The organism is Streptomyces sp. NPDC049879, from assembly GCF_044461265.1.
Taxonomy (GTDB): domain Bacteria; phylum Actinomycetota; class Actinomycetes; order Streptomycetales; family Streptomycetaceae; genus Streptomyces.
Genome location: NZ_JBITKT010000002.1, coordinates 543,701 through 562,393 on the forward strand (window position 1 = coordinate 543,701; position 18,693 = coordinate 562,393).

Annotated in this window: 21 protein-coding genes and 1 tRNA gene; 2 read left to right on the forward strand and 20 right to left on the reverse strand. The window is 72.6% G+C overall.

Features of this window, described 5'->3' with window-relative positions; genetic code table 11:
* Positions 1-147 precede the first annotated feature (147 nt).
* The 3 genes from ACIBPC_RS09490 to ACIBPC_RS09500 all read right to left on the reverse strand — a co-directional run bounded on the left by ACIBPC_RS09490 (position 148) and on the right by ACIBPC_RS09500 (position 3,320).
* A complete protein-coding gene (locus ACIBPC_RS09490; protein WP_398842405.1) occupies positions 148-1,107 on the reverse strand; it encodes a DUF5926 family protein in 960 nt (319 codons plus the stop codon).
* 843 nt (positions 1,108-1,950) lie between these two features.
* Positions 1,951-2,343 (reverse strand): ATP-binding protein, encoded by a 393-nt coding sequence (locus ACIBPC_RS09495; RefSeq protein WP_398842407.1) that lies wholly within the window; start codon positions 2,341-2,343, stop codon positions 1,951-1,953.
* 188 nt (positions 2,344-2,531) lie between these two features.
* Positions 2,532-3,320 (reverse strand): glycerophosphodiester phosphodiesterase, encoded by a 789-nt coding sequence (locus tag ACIBPC_RS09500; RefSeq protein ID WP_398842408.1) that lies wholly within the window; start codon positions 3,318-3,320, stop codon positions 2,532-2,534.
* A 103-nt stretch (positions 3,321-3,423) separates the two neighbouring features.
* On the opposite strand from ACIBPC_RS09500, the gene ACIBPC_RS09505 reads away from it, so the two are divergent.
* Together ACIBPC_RS09505 and ACIBPC_RS09510 are read left to right on the forward strand one after the other, a co-directional pair.
* Positions 3,424-4,977 (forward strand): S1C family serine protease, encoded by a 1,554-nt coding sequence (locus tag ACIBPC_RS09505; protein WP_398842409.1) that lies wholly within the window; start codon positions 3,424-3,426, stop codon positions 4,975-4,977.
* A 33-nt stretch (positions 4,978-5,010) separates the two neighbouring features.
* Positions 5,011-5,097: transfer RNA gene (locus ACIBPC_RS09510), tRNA-Ser, on the forward strand.
* A 617-nt stretch (positions 5,098-5,714) separates the two neighbouring features.
* Here the strand turns inward: ACIBPC_RS09510 and ACIBPC_RS09515 are convergent.
* The 17 genes from ACIBPC_RS09515 to ACIBPC_RS09595 all read right to left on the reverse strand — a co-directional run bounded on the left by ACIBPC_RS09515 (position 5,715) and on the right by ACIBPC_RS09595 (position 18,254).
* Positions 5,715-7,097 (reverse strand): tyrosine-type recombinase/integrase, encoded by a 1,383-nt coding sequence (locus ACIBPC_RS09515; protein WP_398842410.1) that lies wholly within the window; start codon positions 7,095-7,097, stop codon positions 5,715-5,717.
* Positions 7,098-7,168: 71 nt separating this feature from the next.
* A complete protein-coding gene (locus ACIBPC_RS09520) occupies positions 7,169-7,357 on the reverse strand; it encodes a helix-turn-helix transcriptional regulator (protein ID WP_398842411.1) in 189 nt (62 codons plus the stop codon).
* A gap of 288 nt (positions 7,358-7,645) precedes the next feature.
* On the reverse strand, positions 7,646-9,187 hold the full coding sequence (locus ACIBPC_RS09525; RefSeq protein WP_398842412.1) for a YfjI family protein: 1,542 nt from the start codon (positions 9,185-9,187) through the stop codon (positions 7,646-7,648).
* Positions 9,184-10,074, reverse strand: a complete 891-nt coding sequence (locus ACIBPC_RS09530; RefSeq protein ID WP_398842414.1) for a bifunctional DNA primase/polymerase — start codon at positions 10,072-10,074, stop codon at positions 9,184-9,186. The genes ACIBPC_RS09525 and ACIBPC_RS09530 overlap by 4 nt, the downstream gene beginning before the upstream one ends.
* 72 nt (positions 10,075-10,146) lie before the next feature.
* On the reverse strand, positions 10,147-10,617 hold the full coding sequence (locus ACIBPC_RS09535; protein ID WP_362968331.1) for a hypothetical protein: 471 nt from the start codon (positions 10,615-10,617) through the stop codon (positions 10,147-10,149).
* Between the two features lie 7 nt (positions 10,618-10,624).
* Positions 10,625-10,765, reverse strand: coding sequence for a hypothetical protein (locus ACIBPC_RS09540; protein ID WP_398842416.1), 141 nt, complete (start codon positions 10,763-10,765; stop codon positions 10,625-10,627).
* A 10-nt stretch (positions 10,766-10,775) separates the two neighbouring features.
* Complete coding sequence (locus ACIBPC_RS09545; RefSeq protein WP_398842418.1) at positions 10,776-11,264, reverse strand: hypothetical protein; 489 nt, start codon at positions 11,262-11,264, stop codon at positions 10,776-10,778.
* Positions 11,261-11,734 (reverse strand): hypothetical protein, encoded by a 474-nt coding sequence (locus ACIBPC_RS09550; RefSeq protein WP_398842420.1) that lies wholly within the window; start codon positions 11,732-11,734, stop codon positions 11,261-11,263. Before ACIBPC_RS09550 ends, ACIBPC_RS09545 begins: the two co-directional genes overlap by 4 nt.
* A gap of 203 nt (positions 11,735-11,937) precedes the next feature.
* Positions 11,938-13,992, reverse strand: coding sequence for a conjugal transfer protein TraB (locus tag ACIBPC_RS09555; RefSeq protein WP_398842422.1), 2,055 nt, complete (start codon positions 13,990-13,992; stop codon positions 11,938-11,940).
* Between the two features lie 14 nt (positions 13,993-14,006).
* Positions 14,007-14,687, reverse strand: coding sequence for a plasmid transfer protein TraA (traA, locus tag ACIBPC_RS09560; protein WP_398842424.1), 681 nt, complete (start codon positions 14,685-14,687; stop codon positions 14,007-14,009).
* Positions 14,688-14,751: 64 nt separating this feature from the next.
* Positions 14,752-15,087: an RRQRL motif-containing zinc-binding protein gene (locus ACIBPC_RS09565; protein ID WP_398842426.1), complete on the reverse strand. Its 336-nt coding sequence runs from the start codon at positions 15,085-15,087 to the stop codon at positions 14,752-14,754.
* Complete coding sequence (locus ACIBPC_RS09570; protein WP_398842427.1) at positions 15,084-15,305, reverse strand: hypothetical protein; 222 nt, start codon at positions 15,303-15,305, stop codon at positions 15,084-15,086. The genes ACIBPC_RS09565 and ACIBPC_RS09570 overlap by 4 nt, the downstream gene beginning before the upstream one ends.
* Positions 15,302-16,297, reverse strand: a complete 996-nt coding sequence (locus ACIBPC_RS09575) for a DUF2637 domain-containing protein (protein WP_398842429.1) — start codon at positions 16,295-16,297, stop codon at positions 15,302-15,304. The genes ACIBPC_RS09570 and ACIBPC_RS09575 overlap by 4 nt, the downstream gene beginning before the upstream one ends.
* Before the next feature lie 267 nt (positions 16,298-16,564).
* Positions 16,565-16,960, reverse strand: coding sequence for a hypothetical protein (locus tag ACIBPC_RS09580; protein ID WP_398842431.1), 396 nt, complete (start codon positions 16,958-16,960; stop codon positions 16,565-16,567).
* Positions 16,957-17,238: a hypothetical protein gene (locus ACIBPC_RS09585; protein WP_398842433.1), complete on the reverse strand. Its 282-nt coding sequence runs from the start codon at positions 17,236-17,238 to the stop codon at positions 16,957-16,959. The genes ACIBPC_RS09580 and ACIBPC_RS09585 overlap by 4 nt, the downstream gene beginning before the upstream one ends.
* Before the next feature lie 156 nt (positions 17,239-17,394).
* Positions 17,395-17,871: an NUDIX domain-containing protein gene (locus ACIBPC_RS09590; RefSeq protein ID WP_398842435.1), complete on the reverse strand. Its 477-nt coding sequence runs from the start codon at positions 17,869-17,871 to the stop codon at positions 17,395-17,397.
* Positions 17,872-18,092: 221 nt separating this feature from the next.
* On the reverse strand, positions 18,093-18,254 hold the full coding sequence (locus ACIBPC_RS09595; protein WP_398842437.1) for a hypothetical protein: 162 nt from the start codon (positions 18,252-18,254) through the stop codon (positions 18,093-18,095).
* Positions 18,255-18,693 lie beyond the last annotated feature (439 nt).

The following is an 18,693-nucleotide window of genomic DNA, read 5'->3' on the forward strand; positions in this document are numbered from 1 at the left end:
GGATGCACCAGCGACCGGGCCCACCTCAGAAGGTAACAACTGATCGGGGATTCGCAAATCCCGCGTGGCCGCACAATGGCCGAAGTCGCCGCTGTGGCGGGGCGTTGTGACTGGAATCACTCCCCGCCCGGCGGCGTCGGCCCGCCCTCAGCTCAGGGTGATCTGACGGTTCGTGAGCCCGCTGCGCGCCCGGCGCTCGTCCGCCGTGAGCGGCGCCGACGACGCGAGCGCCTCGGCCAGGCGCTCGCCGAACGCGGTGGCGGGCTTCTCGCACTCCTCCGCGCCCATCGCGCCCGGCAGGTCCCACACCGGCACGGTCAGCCCGTGCGCGCGGAACGAGCCCACCAGGCGCGTCCCCTCGCCGAGCGACGAGGCACCCGCCGCGTGCAGCCGCGCGAGGCCGTCGAGCAGGTCGTCCTCGGCCTGCGGCATGACCCACCTGAGGTGGTTCTTCTCCGGCGTGCGGCACCAGTAGGCGGCCGTCACGCCGGACAGCCGCGCGGTGGGCATCGCGGCCTCGTTGGCGCGTTCGAGGGAGGCGGTCACCTCGGGCGTCGCCTGCGCCGCGTCGTCCAGCCAGAACTCGAAGCCCTCGTGCACCTCGGGCTCGAAGGGCGCGGAGAGGTCCAGCAGATCCTGGAGGCGCGGGCCGTCGGGCGCGGTGCGCGCGGAGGGAACGGGGTTGCCCGGCTCGGTGGCCAGCGCGCGGGTGAGGACGTCGGCGAGGTCGCGGCTCAGGTCGCCGGTCGCCGTGTCGTTCTGCACGCCCAGGAGCACCGCCCCGTTGTCGCGGCGCAGCGCGGGCCACGCCATCGGCAGGACCGTCGCGAGCGTCACCGAGGGCACGCCCTCGGGCAGCCCGTCCCGCAGCGTCAGCGGCACGGTCGCCGCGGGCACCAGCTCGCGCAGCGCGACCCAGTCGCACTCGCCCGGCAGGCCCTCGAAGGGACGCCGCACCAGCTCGGTCGCGGCCTGGGCGGCGGCGCGCCCGTGGCACGCCTTGTAGCGGCGGCCCGAGCCGCACGGACACGGCTCGCGCGCGCCGACGACGGGCACCTCGCCCGTGACGGGCTTCGGCTGATTCTGGGGACGGCGCTTCTTGGCCATGGCGGACGGGTCTCCTGCGTGCGGACGGCGTACGGGTACCGTCCGGGAGCCTAATGCCAAGGCGCCCGCGGCCGGTCCCGCCGGGACGCCGCGCACGGCATCTTCAGGACGCGCCCGCCACGACGGCGATCCGACACCACACCACCGGACCCCGACCGGTCGCCGCCCCGGCCTGCCGGCGGAGCCGGTCCGGCGGACGGTGGTGCGACCCGCTGCTCCGCACGGCCTTCGCGGAAGACGCCACCACCCGCCGTGCGGCCTTCGGCCGATGTGGCCGTGGCCGCACCGGCTGGTCGTTGCCGCGGTGTCGGCGGGAGCCGGTCCGGCGGACGGTGGTGCCACCGGTGCTCCGCACGGGCTCCGGCTGTTGCCCCAGTCGTCGGGGGAGCCGGCTGGGCGGGCGGTGGCGCTGCCGGTACCCCGTCCCGCCGTCGGGGAAGACGGTGCCGGGCAGGCGCGGCCTTTGAAGGCCGGGGAGTGGCGGAGCGTTTCAACCGCCCCCGCCCCGCGCGCCGCAGCGCATCACCTCCGGGACCCTCTCGCGGGCGTCCCGCCGTCGGGGGCCCCGCCCGGGACCGCGCTGCCAGGCCGCGCGTACGAGCCGCGACGCTCCGCACCGCGAGGTACCGCACCGCGAAGGCGCGCCCCAGGGTCCGTCTTTGAAGGGGGCGTCCGACCGCTCGCGGCTCCCCCGGCCCTGGCTGTCCCCAGGTGCGTGCGACCGCAGGGCGCCGGATCGTCCTTGTGCTGGGCCGCACTGAGGCGATTCGGCAACGCGGCGAGCGTGCGCGCCAGGGGGACCGCCCAGCCGCCAGGCTGGGGACCCTTTTCGGAAGGCGCGCCCTAGCCGTCCCGGCCGTCGAGCACCGCCCACACCGTCACGGTGCCCGGTGCCTCCGCCTCCCGGACGCCCCAGGCGCGCGCGAGGGAACCGATGATCGTCAGCCCCCGCCCGCCGCGCGCGGTGAGCGACGGACTGCCGGGCCGCGGCCGCGTCGGACCGCCGCCGTCCGTGACGGCGACCGTGACGGCGCCGTCGACGTCCTGCGACCAGGCCGCCCGCACCTCCTGGCTCGCCGGGAGCGGGCGCGCGTGCCGCCATGAGTTGCTGAGCAGTTCGGAAAGGATCAGTGCCGCGTCGTCGATGACGGCTTCCGCGGCGCCGCTGTCGGCCAGTTCGGCGCGCAGCCGGCGGCGTGCCGTCGCCACGCCCGACGGGCCGTGGAAGACCGACATGGACGAAGACGTCGGTACCTGTTGTGTCACCACCAACGCCACCCCCGAGACCTCCTTAGCCCCACGCCACCTGATTCGTGCCCTTGCGCCATGGCCGGGAAACCGTTCGCCGCTCTCCGGTTGACGCAGTCGTGACGGAAGTGTGCGCAGCGGATGCGCCGGGGCGCGCCCGGCGGGGAGGGACCGGCTCAGGCGGGGGCGTCCCCGAGCTGCTCGCGCACCGCGCGTGGCCGGTTGGTGATGATGGCGTCCACGCCGAGGTCGGCGCAGAGGGCGACGTCGGCGGGGTCGTCCACCGTCCAGACGTACACCTGGTTCCCGGCGCGGTGCGCGCGTTCCACGTAGCCGGGATCGCGCCGCAGGATGCGGATGCCGGGCCCCGCGATCCGCACCCCCTCCGGCAGCCGGCCCGTGCGGTGCCGGGGGAGCAGGAACTGCATCAGGTAGACAGTGGACAGGCCGGGCGCCGCCGCGCGTACGCGGTGGAGCGAGCGCGCGGAGAAGCTCATCACCCGTACCGGGCCGGGCAGGGGGTGGCGCGCCAGCAGGTCGAGCAGCCGTTCCTCCACCCGGCCCGCCCAGCGCGTGGGGTGCTTCGTCTCGATGGCGAGGCCGACGGGGCGGCCCGCGTCGGCGACGAGGCGCAGGAGCCGTTCGAGGGTGAGGACGGTCGTCCGTTCGCGGTCGGCGCTGTCGGGGGCCTCCGGTCCCGCGGAGGCCTTCCACGAGCCGAAGTCCAGCTCGGCCAGCTGCGCCAGTTCGAGCGCCGACACCGCTCCGCGCCCGTTGGACGTACGGTTGACGCGCCGGTCGTGCACGCACACCAGGTGCCCGTCGGCCGTCAGCCGGACGTCGCACTCCAGGGCGTCCGCGCCGTCGTCGATGGCCTTGCGGTACGCCGCCAGGCTGTGTTCCGGCGCGTCCTCGGACGAACCCCGGTGCGCGATGACCGGGATGCGGCGGCGGTCGGCAGTCATCGCGTCATGGTGCCACGCGCGGACGGGCCCGGGGTTTATGCCCGCCTGACAGGTCATGGGCAACACTGGACACATACTTCGTCGTGCATCCGAGGAGATAGCTGTGAGCACCGAGAACGAGCGCGCCGGTCAGCCGGACGGGCCGACGGCCGGTGCGCCGGAGACCGGCAGCGGTCCGGCGGCCCCCGCAGCGCAGCCCCCCGCCCCCCCACCGGCCGGTGCGCCGTCGCCCTACGGCCCGCCGCCCCAGCAGCCGGCCCCGTCCTACGGCACGCCCCAGCACCCGCAGCACCCTCAGGCCCCGTCGCCCTACCAGTCGGCGCCGCCTCCGCCCCACGCGCAGCCGCCGCACCAGCCGCCGCTGCCCCCGGCGGCGCCGTCCGCCGAGCAGCCGCAGCCGGGCAGTCCCGCCACCACGGTGCTGCGCGCCCTGCCCCCGACGCCCCCGGCCGGTCCCGTGCCGGGGCAGGGGCAGGGGCAGGACGGCACGGGACAGCTGCCGCCCGCCGAGCCCTGGACGGTGCTCCCGCCCCCGGCCCCGAAGAAGAAGCGCAACGGCCTGCTGATCGGCGTCCTCGTGGCGGCGGTCGTCGCGGGCGGCGTCGGCGGCGGTGTGGGATACCTCGTCGCGGACGACGACGCGTCCTCGCCCGCCGCGTCCGCCCCCGGCCGCGGCGACGGCGACGAGGTCGCCGCCCGGCCGCCGGACTCGGTCGCCGGGATAGCGGAATCGGCCCTGCCCAGCGTCGTCACCATCGAGGCGGGCAACGGCGCCGAGGCGGGCACCGGCACCGGCTTCGTCTACGACGAGGAGGGCCACATCATGACGAACAACCACGTGGTCGCCCCCGCCGCGGACGGCGGCACCCTCAGCGTCACGTTCTCCGACGGCGAGAGCTACGACGCGGAGGTCGTGGGCCGCGCCGAGGGGTACGACGTGGCCGTCATCCGCCTCACCGACCTCGACGGCAGGCAGCTCGACCCGCTGCCCGTCGGCGACTCCGACAGCATGGCGGTCGGCGACGCGACCATCGCCATCGGCGCCCCGTTCGGCCTGTCGGGCACGGTGACGACCGGCATCATCAGCGCGAAGGACCGCCCGGTCGCCTCCAGCGACGGCCAGGGGGCGAGCGCGTCGTACATGAACGCCCTCCAGACCGACGCGTCCATCAACCCGGGCAACTCCGGCGGCCCCCTGCTGAACGCGGAGGGCGAGGTCATCGGCGTCAACTCCGCGATCCGCTCCACGTCGAACGGCATGGGCGAGGCGGGCAGCATCGGCCTCGGCTTCGCGATCCCGATCAACCAGGCGGAGCGCGTCGCCCAGGACCTGATCGACGGCGGGGAGCCGATCTACCCGATCATCGGCGCCTCGGTCGACAACGGCGCCTCCGGGATGCAGACGGCCGGCGCCCCCATCGTCGAGGGGACCAGCGGCGGCACCGACCCCATCACCAGCGGCGGTCCGGCGGACGAGGCGGGCCTGCGCCCCGGCGACGTGATCACCCGCTTCGGCGACCGCCCCATCGACTCGGGACCGACCCTCATCAGCCAGATCTGGACCTACGAACCGGGCGACTCGGTGGACATCACCTACGTCCGCGACGGCGACGAGCACACGACGACCATCACCCTCGGACAGCGCGTGGGTGACTGACGACCCAACCGCTAGGCTGTGCGGGTACCTCCAGGAGGCGTGCCCGAGCGGCCGAAGGGAACGGTCTTGAAAACCGTCGTGGCGGCAACGTCACCGTGGGTTCAAATCCCACCGCCTCCGCAGCGGCAGGAAACAGCAGGTCAGAGCGGCCCCCGGCATCCGGGGGCCGCTCCGCCGTTCACGGACGGTAGACCCGTGTCCCGCCTTGTCTCACCCTTGACCAGCCTGTGTGGCCAACCTGCGGCCAGGTGATCGGCTTGCTGCACGGCAAACGGAAGGTTCGACAGTCATCCACGGTTTCATTAATCCGCAGAGTCCGTGCTTAATTCCGCATTTCCTCTGCTGGAGGTAGTGTCTGCCTCAATGCTTGTCCGCAGAATCAGTCAGCTGTGGCTCATCTTCGGGGGGATGGGCCCCACCCTGATTCTGTAGGAGGATGATGAATCAAGAGGATAAGCAGAGAAAGAAAGACCCGGCTCGGAGTTGGATTTCCCTCATGGTCAAAATCATTTGGATCTTGACCATGTGGGGGTCCGACTCCTGACCGGGCCCTATGAGGGGGTGGGGTCGTTCATCCTGGCAGAGACGCGACCCTGCTCCCTCGCTCGATGCGTTACCGCAATCCGTTTGTCCAGGTCAAGGTGCAAACCTTAAGGTTCACGGCTCGACGGGGGAACTCTACTATTAAGCGTGTTGACTGTCGACAGTTGAGGCGCTTAACTCCTTCACGCTGGGACCTACTCCTGAAGCTTTGCTTCAATGAGCAGGTTCGCTTGCTCCTGCTGGCCCAAAAGGATCTTCGCGTAGAAGCGCCACAGGACAGCCGGGCTATGGCCAGCACGACGGGCGACCTCCACTGGGTCAACGCGCGACTTGATCCACAGCGAGACGCCCGCGTGCCGCAGCGAGTACGGCACCTCGGCCAGCGGAGACCTCACCTCTTCTGGGCTGAGCGCCCGGACCCGCGCCCGTTTCCAGACCTCGGTGTACTCCGTCGAACGCACCCGGCCGCCGTTGACCGCCCGGAACAGCCGACCGTCCGGTGCGGTCCCGTACGCCGCCAGATGCCCTTTGAGAAGCTGCACGAGGACCGGCGGAATCGGCACCGCACGGGTGGTGTTCCGGGCCCGCCGCTTCAGCGCCCGCGCTTCGTACGACCGGCCGTCGTCCGTCCACCCCGATCCCACCTCGGGGCGGCTCCCCCGCAGCAGCAGTTCGCCCCACCCGGCTTCCGGGAGACGGCAGTTCGCCTTGGTCAGCGCCGCCGCTTCGGACGGCCGCATAGCGGCGTAGTACAGGCACCCGAAAAAGGCTTCCAGGTGCTCTCCCCGCGCGCCGTCCTCAGCGATCCCGCGCAGCAGGGCTTGGACCTGCCGGGGGTTCGGCACATACTGGAAGTCCACTTCGTCATCTGTCTGAGGAGGGTCCCAGTCGATCCGCCCGAGCGGGTTGCCGGGCAGCAGTTCCCGTTCCACTGCGTACCGCAGCGCGTTGCTGAACACGGCTCGCTTTCGCCGGAAGGTGTTCTCGGCGGCGGGAAGACCATCGAGCCGCAGCGACAATGCGGTGAGGGCGAGCCGGACTTTCGTGGACTCCGCGACCTCGGTGACCTTCATGGAGTTCTCCGCGATCCAGTCGAGCGCCGCCGCCACCTCGACCGGCGGCGTCTCCACAGCGGCCCGGTTCCTCCACTGGTTGCCGTCGTCCCTGCGGCACTGGAACGCCCACTGCTGCAAGGCGAGCCGCAAGACGGAAGCGGCGGGTGCCCCGCGCTTCTTCTTGGTCAGCGCGGCCGTCACGACGGACAACGACTCGGCAATGGAGGAGCGGTGCTTGGCCGCCGCCTTCGGCCACTTCATCACCGCGTAGTCGCACGCGTGGGTGTACCACGTCGGCGAGGTCAGCTCCCGCAGCTCGGCGGCCGGAAGGCCGGTTTCCGTGTCGAACTGCTGCCCTTCGCGCAGGGCGGACATGAGTTCCGAACGGCGGCCGTCCGCCTGGGTCTTCGTCTGGAACGGCTGCTGGTGTTTCTCCGCCCCGACTCGCCAACGGAGCTGGAAGGGAGCCGTCTTGCTCGGGCGGGACCGGATGCCCCAGATACGCACGTCGTAGGTAAGCAATTCCGTCCTCGGGAAACGCGGGTGGGGTGCGCCGAGACGGCGCACCCCACGGTGGTGAAGAGAGGGTCTGATCAGGCGGCGGCGCTGTCCTGCTCGCCCCACCAAGCGTCCAAGTCCGTCCGGCGGCAGCGAAGCTGCCCGTTCGGCAACTTGACGAGTCTCGGCGCCTGCCCACGCGCACGCATGCGGTAGAAGGCGGCACGGCTCATACGGACTTCGTCGAGGACTTCAGCCAGCGTCAGCATCTCGATGCGGGGCACGTCGCGTCTCCTTGGCGTGTGAAAAAGCTGGAGGTGCTGACAGAAATGACAGAAATCGCGTCGGGGGCTGCTGACCTGCGGGTTTGCCAGGATCGGGAGCCGTGACAGAAGTCGCGGTAAGTCCGACAGAAAACGAGTCGAGCCCGGCGGCCTTGGAGGGCGGGGCCGGGGGGTGGTTTCTGTCGGACTTTCCCGGGTTTCTGTCACGCCTCTGTGCGGTGGTGAACGCGCAGGTCAGGGTCGGTATCGCGGATTTCTGTCATTTCTGTCAGCGGTCAGGGGTTTCTGTCAGCGGTAGGTGAGGCGGGGGTGGGCGTCGTAGCGGGGAGAAGGCGGTCGGCCGCGGCCCGCGCGTGGTGGCAGCGGTTGGCGTCTGATCCAGCCGTGGTCTTCGAGGAGAGCCAGGGCGGGGTCGAGGTCGGCCATGGTGGGGAAGTCGCCGCGGGCGAGTTGCCTGAACAGGTCGCGCTTGGTGAAGCCGCCGTTCAGGCGGGCGTCGGCGAGGTGGGCGTGCACCTGGTGCGCGGCTTCCTGGGCGGGGTCGGCGGCGATGGCGTCGAAGACCTGAAGGGCATGGGCGGTGAAGTAGTCGCCCAGCTCGGTGGCGGCGGCCATGGTCGCGGCGTCGATGGGCCGTGTGATCGCCCCGTCGTGGGTGGCGAGGTGGAGAAGGCCGGCGATGCGGGCGACAGCGCCGTCGCGCTTGCTGGCCCACTTCACGATCCCGGCGAGGGAGCCGCCCTTGTCGAGGCGGGACTCGGTGACGTGCTGGTAGGCGAGCAGTACCTCGTCCGCCTCGGGGGACAAGGTGAGGACGGCGGGGTCGGTCCAGTCGGCCAGGTGCATGGCCAGGCTGCCGAGGCGGCGGGTGTAAGTGTCGGCGACTTCCTCGGGGATGAGGTCCGGGGTGAGGTTGCGGCGCCCGACGAGGGACTCGGGGAGGGCGTAGAGGAAGCGGGCGAGCAGTCCGCGGCCTTCCGCGCCCTTGATCTGGCCGATGGCTTCGAGGACTTCGGGCTGGACGGCCAGGCCCATGGTGATGGCGGGGCGTTCGACGTACTGGGCGTCCCGGACCTGCCGGTTGACGCGCAGCATGTCCCCTGCGTGGCCCTTGAGGAAGACCTCCATGTTCGGGGCGCCGGAGTAGCGGCCCGCGATTATGTCGAAGATCCCGCCCTCGGGAGAAAGGACCGAGATGCGGCCGTCCTGCTCGGCCAGCAGGGTGGACAGGCTTTCGGGGGTCACGTCGTCGGCGACAAGCTGCGGCTTGCACGGGACCTTGATGCCCTCGGCGGCCTGGGCCAGGGAGATGGCCTCGGCCGTCAGCGTGTCGCGCAGGCCGGGTTCGGCGTTCGCGGCTTTCGCGGCGGCTTTGTCGGCGGCGGCCTTGGCGAGCTTCGCGGTCGTCTCGGCCTCGGCCCGCGCGGGGCCGGACGTCTCGACCAGGGCACGCTCGGCGGCGAGCAGCGGGTCGGTCATGAGACCGAACACGGCGCTCTTGCGGTTGCCGGGAGGGAGTGCGACGGCGGTGTAGAGGTTGACCGGCTCGCGCCAGCGACCCCGTACGCTCACGACCGCCCGTCCCCCGGCGGCCGTGGACAGGGCGGCCAGTGCCAGGCACCCAGCGAGATCGACGGGGGTCTGCGTCTCCTCTGCGACCGCAGCAACCATGTCGCCCAGCCACCCGGGCAACGTGTGGGCGGGGAACAGCGGCAACTCACGCCGGGCCGACAGCGGCACCGGCTCATCCCACACCGGCTCGCCGGGCTCCATAGCGGGTTCGGGCGGGAACGCGGCCCACAGGTCAGCGAGATCGGCCGGGCTGCTCATACGGCGCTCACCGCCTGCCCGAGGCCGCGGGTGACCGCGCGCGTGGCGTACGGCTCGGGAACGCCCACCGAGACGGCGGCGGCGATGACGGCCCCTGCGAGGGTGTCGAGGCCGCACGGTCCGGGGCACGCGGCGTGCTGCTTGGCGATGAACTGGGCGACGCCGTATGCCTGGCTGCCGGCGCCCTGTGCGTGGCGGGCGCGGACCATGGCCAGTCCGCGTTCGAGACCGGTGCGGACGTAGGTCTCGGTGTGGCGGCAGCCGGTGGCCACCTGCCGGTTCCACGGCGTACCGGTGGTGGAAGAGACCACCCCGGCGCCCTCACGCGGCGCGGGGGTGGTCTCTTCCACCTTCACGGTCAGAGCCCGGACGGCGTCCGGCAGAGCGGTCATGGTGCCGACGCCGTGTCCGAGCCAACGGGCATAGGCCATCAGTGACTTGATGTCCACGCCGGGCCGCGCCGCGTTGTGGGAGGTCATGGCGCCCCGGTAGATCCAGTGCTCTCCCCGCGTCGTGGCGACCGTGCGGGTGGGCGGCAGGGTCTCACGGGCCCAGGCGACGGCCGCCGCATCGTCCAGATCGAGGACGGTGAGGTTGGCGCCGCCCGGGTGGTAGGCGACCGCGCCCGCCTCAGGCCAGGCGCGGGCCCACGCGGGGGAGGTGAGGACGCCCGGGTCGGTGGTCGCGGCGGCCCAGGCGTGGCAGGGCGCCGCGCACGCGCAGGGACCGGCGGCCTTCATGTTCGGCCGGTCGCCGCATGCGCTGTTACGGCAGGCGGAGCAGTTGCCGACCGGGCGCTTCCCACCGCTCAGGGGGAGCACGGGGATGCCGCGCGCCGCGAGATCGAGCGCCGCGCGCAGCAGCGCACGGCGGGGGGCAGGTGTCATGCTGGTGTCTCCAGTTCGCTGGGGCCGGGGCGACCGCGGTTCATTGGTGTGAGGGCGGTCGCCCCGGGGCTGTCAGGTGTGGGTGTGGATGGCGTGGGCTGCGGCGTTGCGCAGTGCGGTGTGGGTCCGGCGGGATTCGTCGCGGGCCGCTTCGCGCTCGGTCGCGTTGGCGGTGGTGGGCAGGTCGCCGACCGCGATGGCGGCGTCTCGCGCCGCCCGTGCTGCGGCGAGCAGCACGGGGTTGGTGGTGAGCATGTAGAGGCGGTCGAGGCCGCCGGTCATGCGGGTGCGTGCTTCGTAGCGGGCCCGCCGTGCGTCGTGGGTGTCGGGTAGGCCATCTCGGGCGGTGGCGTGCTTGAGCCACTGCTCCTGCCGGTAGAGGAGAAGGCCCTGGAGGTACTCGACGACGGCAGCGACCAGGGCCGCCAGGTGTTCGGCGCGGCGGGTGTCTCGTGTGGAGCGGTTGGTGGTGAGGTGCTGGAACGCGCCGGTGGTAATGCCACCGGCCAGCACGGCGAGCGCGCCGATGACGGCGGTCAGCATCGGTTCCCTACCAGCCTTCGTAGTAGTAGTCGCCGGTCTCGATCGCGGCCTGCTGGTCGTCGTACTCGCGCTGGTCGCAGTCGGGGCAGCCGCAGTACGTCCAGGAGCCGTCGATGAACTCGGCGTGGCACTCGAAGTCGTCGTCCACAGGGGGCCTCTCAGCGGTGGGTGGTGGTGCTGTTGGCGCGGCTGAACAGGCCGTGCGAGGTGACGTGGGTGATGTGGGTGTCTCCCTGGCCGGTGCGGCGCGGGAGCTTGGCGGCGATCAGGAGCAGTGCGACGCCGAGGAGCAGACCGCCGCTCACGCCCGCGAGGGCGGAGAGCATCTGACCGATGCCCCATCCGGCGGCGCCGGCGCCCAGGCCGCCGCCGATGAGGATTTGCGCGCGGGGGTCGATGAGCGGGGCGGGCGTCAGGTCGCGGGCCGGGGTGGAGGTCGGCATCGCGGGGACCAGGTTCCTCGGCATGGGGACCATGCGGCCGTAAGCATCAGGCACCCACGCGACGCGCCGCTCGGCCGCCGTCTCGACTGTGGCCGGGACGACCGGCAGCAGGGGGTGTTCCTGGGCGATGCCGTCGTACGGGTCGTAGAGGTCGGCGGCGAACGGGTCGTACGGCGACTCGTACGGCTGTGGGCGGTGGGTCATCGTGGGCTCCTGGCGGTGAGGCCGGGCCGGATGGCCCAGGCGGGTGGGGTGGTGATGCGGTAGCTGCGGGGGCGCCACCAGGTCTCGCGCAGCCGCCCGCCGTCGAGCAGGGCGACGAGATGGTGGGCGAGCCAGTGCGTCGTCTGGCCGGTGCGCAAGGCGATGTCGAGCAGCTCGGCGCGTGAGACAGTGCGGTGTCCGGCGGCGAGCCGGTGCGCGAGGTACTGCTCGATCGCTTCGGCGGTCTGCTGTGGTGTGCAGATCCGGGGGAGGCGGTCGGCGACGTCCTGCCGGATGAGTCCGATGAGCCGGTCGGTCCGGTCGGGGTCGAGGCTGACCGTCGCGGCGTGCTCCCACCGCGACGGTGCCCGGATGTCGAGCCGGGCCGCGGCCTGGTCGGGTGGGGTGGTGGTCCAGGCGCGTAAGGCGGCGGCGAGGACGCGCGCCGCGCGGCCCGTAGGGGGCTTCATGGGGTTGCCGTTCCTTCCGGCGATCCGGGTATCAGAACGGGGTGTCAGAACGCGCCGGTCTCGCGGGCGCGCACGCGTTGTCTTAGGTGGGGCGGGGTGTCAGAAGTTCTGACACCGGTTCTGACAGTGCTGACACCCCGTTCTGACACCTCCTGGCACCGCTGGGGGGTGTCAGGAGGTGTCAGTGCAGGTCAGGTGGGGTGTCAGGCGTCGGCGTGCTCGGGGTGGAGGAGCCGGTAGGTGCCCTCGTCCTGCGTTTCGGCGAGGTGGATTCCGGCGTCGGCCAGCTCGCCCAGCCGCTCACTGAGCCAGGCCCGGGAGCGGTTGAGGCGGCCGTCCTTTCCCCAGTGCGGGGCGAAGTCGCGGGGGCCGATCAGCTCCCGGTCCTCAGCCCGGAACTCCTCCAGCACGCGCAGCAGCTCGGCCTCGGCTTCGCCGGGGGTGAGGCGGCGGCGCGGCTCCTGGCGGGCGGTCGGCTGGCCGAGCGACCACACCTCGTTCGCGGGGACCGGGGGGATCTCGCGGTCGGGGTCCACGTCGGGGTCCGGGGCCGCGTCCGTGTCGATCCCGGCGGCTTCCATGACGGCGCGTTCGACCTGCCGGTCGAGGACGGCTTCGCGGTCCGCCTCTTCCTGCTGCTGGCGTGCGCGCATGCTGGCCTCCAGGCTCTCGGGCACCGTGTCCGGGTCCACCCCGGCGTCCTCCAGGGCCTCCCCGACCGCCACGGCCGCGTCGTACCGGGCGCGGTCGGCGTAGGCGTCTCCGGCCGCCGCGGCGGTGACCGGGTCGGCCGTGGGCCGGGGGGCGATGGCGAGGACGCCCTCGATGTCCTCGTCCGCGATCAGGAACGTGCGCATCGGGAACGGGTAGCGCTCCTCGTCCACGCCCGGGGCGACGAGGTAGGCGTAGCCGGGGCGGCGGTTCTGCCACACCTCGGGCCGGGCGCCGGCGTCCCGCACGTCCTCGGGCAGCGCCATGTCCGCCGTCGTGCCACCCTTTACGCCGAACACCAGGGCGCCGCCGAGCTGTTCACGCACGTCCGTGGGCATGCTCGTGCTGGAGGGCCGCTGGAGGCTGATGATGACGGAGATCCCAGCGGAGCGGGCCTCCATCACCAGGCCCTCCATCTCGGTCCCGTCCCTGAAGAATCGGGCCGCCTCCTCAATCCACACCACCATGTAGGGCATGCCCAGGCGGTCGTGCACCTCGGGGGTCCAGTTCTTGAAGCCCGCCTTGCCCATCTCGTTGGCGCGGGCGGTGATGACCTGGGTCAGCGAGTCGATCATCGCCTCACCACCCGAGGCGGTCATCTCCACCCAGTCCAGATGCGGCAGGAACGGCCCGAACGTCTGCAACCCCTTCGAGGGATCGATCGCCCACACGATGACATCGCGCCTGGTCAGCACCTCCGTCATCGCCACGGACACCCCGGCCGACTTCCCGCTGCCGTTCATCCCGGCCGTCAGGAAGTGCGTCGCGTTGCGGCCCTGAGCCCACGGGAACCACAACTGCGCGCTCTCGCCGTCCTCGTAGATCCCGATCACCACCGGGTCCGTGATCGACCCGCCCAGAGCGGAGGGGCCGGGCCACGGCGTGGCCTGCTTCAGCATGTCCTCGGGGATCACCACGAGGGTCGCCCGGTCGGCGTGGTCCGGGTCGGCCAGGATCTTCACGCTGTTCGGCGAGACGCCGAGTTCGCCCGCGATGTGCTTGATGCGGTTGCCCAGCTCGTCCACGGACACCTCCCCGCCGGAGAGCTGGAGGTCGGCCGTCACCTTGTTGGGCTCGACCTTCGGCTTCCCGCGCAGGGCGACCTTCGCCGACCCGATGGCCTTGGTCAGCACGCCCGTCTCCGAGTGGCCCTTCTCCCCGCCCTTGGCCGCGTCCGGGTTCGTGCGCAGGGCTTGGATGATGTTCCACGTCACGGCCAGGGCCGGGCCGCCGATCCCCAGCGCGGACAGCAGCGCCGGGTTCCACGGCTCGGTCACCGCCGTGCCGAGGAGGAGGTAGCCGGACGCGGCCCCGGCCGAGATGGTCGCGCCGACCCGGCGCAGGGCGTGCGAGCCCTTGCCCGCCAGCCACGTCGCCACCGTCACGCCGCCCGCCGCGAGGGTGAGGCCCATCGCGGCGGGCGGCGAGTCCGCCCACGCCGCGTGCGCGGCGAACGTCGCCGGAACCTCGGCCGCGACCATCAGCCACGGCCGCGTTCTAGGGTGCTTGACGCCCTTGACCAGTGCGCCCTTGAAACTCTCAGACACGACGTTTCTCCTGGTCAGTTGAAGGTGAAGGGGGCGCGCGGCTGCTTGGTGGGCCGGGCCTTGCCGACCTTCCGCAGGTCCGACTCGAACTCCCGCTCGAAGGAGGCGTAGAGGGCGGCGGCCTGCTTCGCGATCAGCTTCTCCGCGCTGGCGATGGCCTTCAGGTGCCGGGCGACCTTGCGGGCCCGCATCCGCGCCCCGGCGAGGGACCCGTCCGCCGTGGGGATGTGGCGGAGGACCTGCGCCAGGTGCTCCGCGTCCATCGACCGCTCGACGGCCTTGTTCCGGGCGACCTTGCGGACGTGCTCGGAGAAGGCGCGGATGTCCTCGTTCGTCATGAACTCCGCACCCGGCGTCCCCGCCTGGCTAGCGGCCTGACCGGCGGACTTCTGGCCGATCGCCGTACCGGACTTGGCCGAGTTCTTGTTGATGTTGATGGTCAGCGAGCGGTTCTTCGTCCGCTCCCGGTGCGTCGAACGGGAGCGCTGGACGTGCGTCGCGCGTTCGCGGCGCAGCCGGTCACGCTCGGACCGGTCGGCCGCGCGCTGTTCCTGGCGCTCGGCCTGCTGGCGCTTGCGCCGGTCGGCGGCCGACTCGGGCCCCGGCGCGGCCGGGGCCTGCCGGGGCGGGGTCTCGGGCCGGGGCGGGACGATGACCGGCCGGGCCGCGGGGGTGGTGCGGGGCGGGGTAGCCACAGGAACTCCCAAGGGTGACAGCTCTGGCAGCCGGTACGGCCGCCAGAGACGAAAAAACCGAAGGTCAGGCGGCCGGAGCGAACCCGGCACAGACGTTGCACACCCCGACCGAGACCGGGATGCAGTACTCCCGCACCGCCCGGCAGGACGGGCAGGTGCGGCGCGCGGCCAGCGCCGCGTGGACGGCGCGCCAGCGGCCGGGCGTCATCGGCCGCACCGGCACCGCGAGGTCGAGCCGGTACAGGTGCGCGACCAGCGCCGGGCGGCCCCGGCGGCGGGGGCGTTCGAGCATGGCGACGGGGTCGTGTCCGCCGGGCCGCAGCCCGCGCGCCCGCAGCTGGCGGCGCGTGGCCAACCCGTCCGGGGCAAGGCGCCAGCGGTAGACGGGCAGGACGTTCATCGCATGCCCCGGCGTTTCCACCAGGGCAGGTCCGCCTGCCGGGTGGCTTCGACGGCGCGGTCCATCTCCCGTTCGGCCAGGCCCCGGACCCTCGCGTGGAGCTGGTCGCCTTCCGGCGTGCCGTCCTCGATGAACGGCGCCAGCTCGGCCCACACCTTCGACGCGCGTCCCGAGACGCGCGCGGTCTGTTCCAGCTTCCGCCTGCTGCGCGTTCTCACGCCGTCACCCCCTGCCGGTCGGCGTGGTTGCGGTGTTCGGCGTAGCGGTTGGTGACCCAGCCGGTGGACCAGCCGCAGAGTTCTGCGGCCTGTCGGATGGACAGGCCGGCCTGCCAGGCGGCGGCCACGGTCTCCCGCGCCTCGTCCTCGTCCTGCTTCCCGTTGGCGGGTCCGGCGGCGAGCAGAGCCGCCCGGCGGGCGTCTGCGGTCTCCCGCGCGCGCTGTGCTTCGGCTTCCTTCCGGGAGCGTTCGGCGGCCTGGGCGGCTTGCCGGTCGCGTTCGGCCTCGGCCTGTTGCCGGGCGGCCTGTTCACGGCGCTGGTGTTCGTGTTCACGCTCGCGCGCCTGGTGTTCAAGGCGGAGCCGCTCGCGTTCACGCTCGGCCTCGGCCTGTTCACGGGCCAGCGTGGCAGCGTGCTCGCGTTCCTCCCGGGCCAGCCTCGCGGCGTGCTCCCGGGCCTCCCGCTCCCGCCGCTCCTCGCGGTCGAAACGCTCCTCGCGATCGGCCCGTGCTTGCTGTTCACGCTCCCGCGCGGCCTGCTCACGGGCCACCCGCTCCGCCGTCTCCCGGGCTTCCCGAGCAGCCGCGGCGGCGGCCAGAGCGCGGCGGTAGGCGAGGCTCGCTTCGGAGGAGACGATCAGCAGCAGCGGGGCGACCGCGTGGACGGCGACCCCCACCATGTCCCCGTGCAGCGCGCTGCCGGCGGTGTTGAGGCCGAGGGTCATCGCGCCAGTCATCCAGCGGAGAAGTACTGGCCAGCCGCCCGCCCGGCCGCCGACGCGGGCCAGCGCGGCATCGAGCCGCACGACGATCACGACGGCGGCGTCCACGACGACCGGGAGGATCGGCGCCGTCCATCCCCAGCCGTCCGGCGTCACCCCACGGACGAGAGGAGTGACGGTCAGGACCGAGTAGACGACGGCCCCGGCGACGATCATCCACGTGCCCGTGGACAGCACCCGATCCGCCTGGCGCAGCGTCCGCTCATCCACCGTGCCCACCCCCGTGAACACCGGCCGGACGGCCGTGAACACCCGCCGGGCGGGGGAGCGCGCGGCAGGTCGCCGCGTGTTCCTGGGCCCATTCGTGCGCGGAGGGTTCGTAGCTGGTACGGCGCCAGTAGACGCATCCGGGGCACGTCACGGCGTACCGGCTGTGCCTCGTTTCCGGGTCCTCGTGGATGTCCACCAACGCACCGGCGAGGGACAGGTAGCGGGCGACGACGCCCGGCGGCCACGGCTCGGAGAACGGCGTCCCGCTCATGCGGTCACCCCCGAGTCGGCGTCGTCGTCCGCCTGGTCGTCGTAGGCGAGGTGCCCAAGGGCCGCCTGGGCGTCGTTGAGGGAGGTGTAGAGCAGGCCGGCGTTGTCGCGGGCCCACTCGACCGCCCCGTGCAGGGCGTTCAGGTCGGCCGACAGGCGGGCGGGGTCGCCGGTGTCGTGCCGCAGACCGCCGGTCTTGGTGAGGGTGTGGATCAGGCGGTGGGCCTGCCCGATCGCCTGGGGAAGGCGGGCCGCCAGCTCGGCGAGGGCGCCGATCACGGTGTAGGCGTCGCCGGGGTAGAACCACTCGGCCGCCTCGTCCGGCCACAGGGTGGTGTGGTTGAGGGCGCGGATCGCCTCGGACGCGGCACGCGCGTGGGAGGCCGCCGTCACCGGGCCACCCCCACACGCGGGGCCCGGCGGGGGGCGGGGATACGGCGGGCGGTGGCGGCGTAGGTTTCGATGGCCGCGATCGCAAGGGCGGTGAGCGGAACGGCGAGGTCCGGGTCGGACGCGAGGATGTCCGCGCCGGCGTCCAGCCGGGCGGCCTGCTCCTCAGCCGTCTCGCCCTCGACGCCGAGCCACAGCTCGGGGGGCGTACCGAGACCGAGCGACAGCTCGACCAGGTCGTCATCGTTCAGCACCTCGTGGGCGCCGATCCATGCACGCATGGCGTGTACTCCAAGATGTGAGAGGGCCCGCGGCGTCACGCGCGGCCGGGCAAGGGGGGGCTCAACCGCGCGCGGCGGGAGCCGGAGAAGAGGAAGGTCCGATCGCGCCCCTGGGGGCCGCCGCGCCAACAGCACGGGCGGCCCCGGGGCGCGCGGTCAGCGCTGGAACGAGCGCGCCGCGACGGCGGCGCTGATGATCTGCGCGTGGTCGAACGCCACCAGCGGGAGCGCGGTGAGCGGCCACCAGCGGGCGTCGGCGGCGTCATCGCCCGCCGTGGCCTCGGTCCCAGCCGGGACCTCGGCACGGTACGCGACGGAGACGTACCGGCCGCGCGGGTCCCGGCCGGGGGCGTCGAAGACCCCCACAAGGGTCAACTCGGCCGCCGGAACGCGCACGCCGGTCTCCTCGGCCAGCTCTCGGGCGGCAGCGTGGCGCCCGGTTTCGCCCGGGTCCACATGGCCGCCCGGAAGCGCCCACCGGCCCTCGAACGGCGGCCAGCCCCGCTCGATCAGCAGCACACGCCCACCACTGAACAGCACCGCGTCGGCGGTGTAGCGGATGGTCTCGGTGTCGTCGGCGCGTTTGGCGGCGGTGTACTCGCGCACGGACTGGTGCTCGTACTGCCCGGTCATGGAGGGCTCTCCTGTCTGGGCCGGTCTGTCCGGCTCCCCCTCACCACCCCGCCCCCGTACCAGGGGACGGGGTGGATCAGGCAGCCGTCAGGCCGGTCAGCCGGGAAGAGTCACGCCGCAGTTGTTGCACGCGCTCCCGGGCATCCCGGGCGTTTCGCAGGACGGGCAGTTGACGCCGCCGGACCAGGCGGCGAACCGGGTGAGAACGGCGAGGAGGGAGGTCACCGGGCGCCTCCCCGAGGGGCCGGGTCGGCCTGGCGGTCCAGCCTGGCCCGGTCGTCGCGGCGGCTCTGCTCGGCCTGCCACAGGCGGCGGAGCTGTTCCTGCTGATCCGGGCTGGGGTCGGCGGCCGTCGTGGCAAGGGCGGTGATCGGGGGGTTCACGGGATCACTTCCCGCTCGGCCGCTGGTCGAGGATGTCGTCCAGCTCGCGTTGGGAGTAGTCCTTGCCGTCGATCGGGTCGTCGTCGTCCACACCGATCGGTGCGATGATGAAGTTCACAGGTGGTCCTTCCAGATGGCCTGTGGTCTGGCGGCTCCGGGAGGGCAATCCCGGGGCCGCCGTATTGGTTGTCGGGGCAGTCCTGCATCCCCCCGAACACCACCGCCGCCGAACGCCGATAGGCGCGGGGCGGTGGTCACGGGCAGCTCAGGTGTCTGCGGTTCGTGTGACCTGAGATGACGCGGAAGGGCTCAGCCGCCGTGCCGGTCGAGCACTGGCAGCCGCCTACGTACTTCGCGGCATAAGACCTCCTCTGTCGGCTCGGATACGCGTGTCGCACTGCAAGGGGCTCTCGAAGTCCCACTCTCCGGCCGTTGCTCG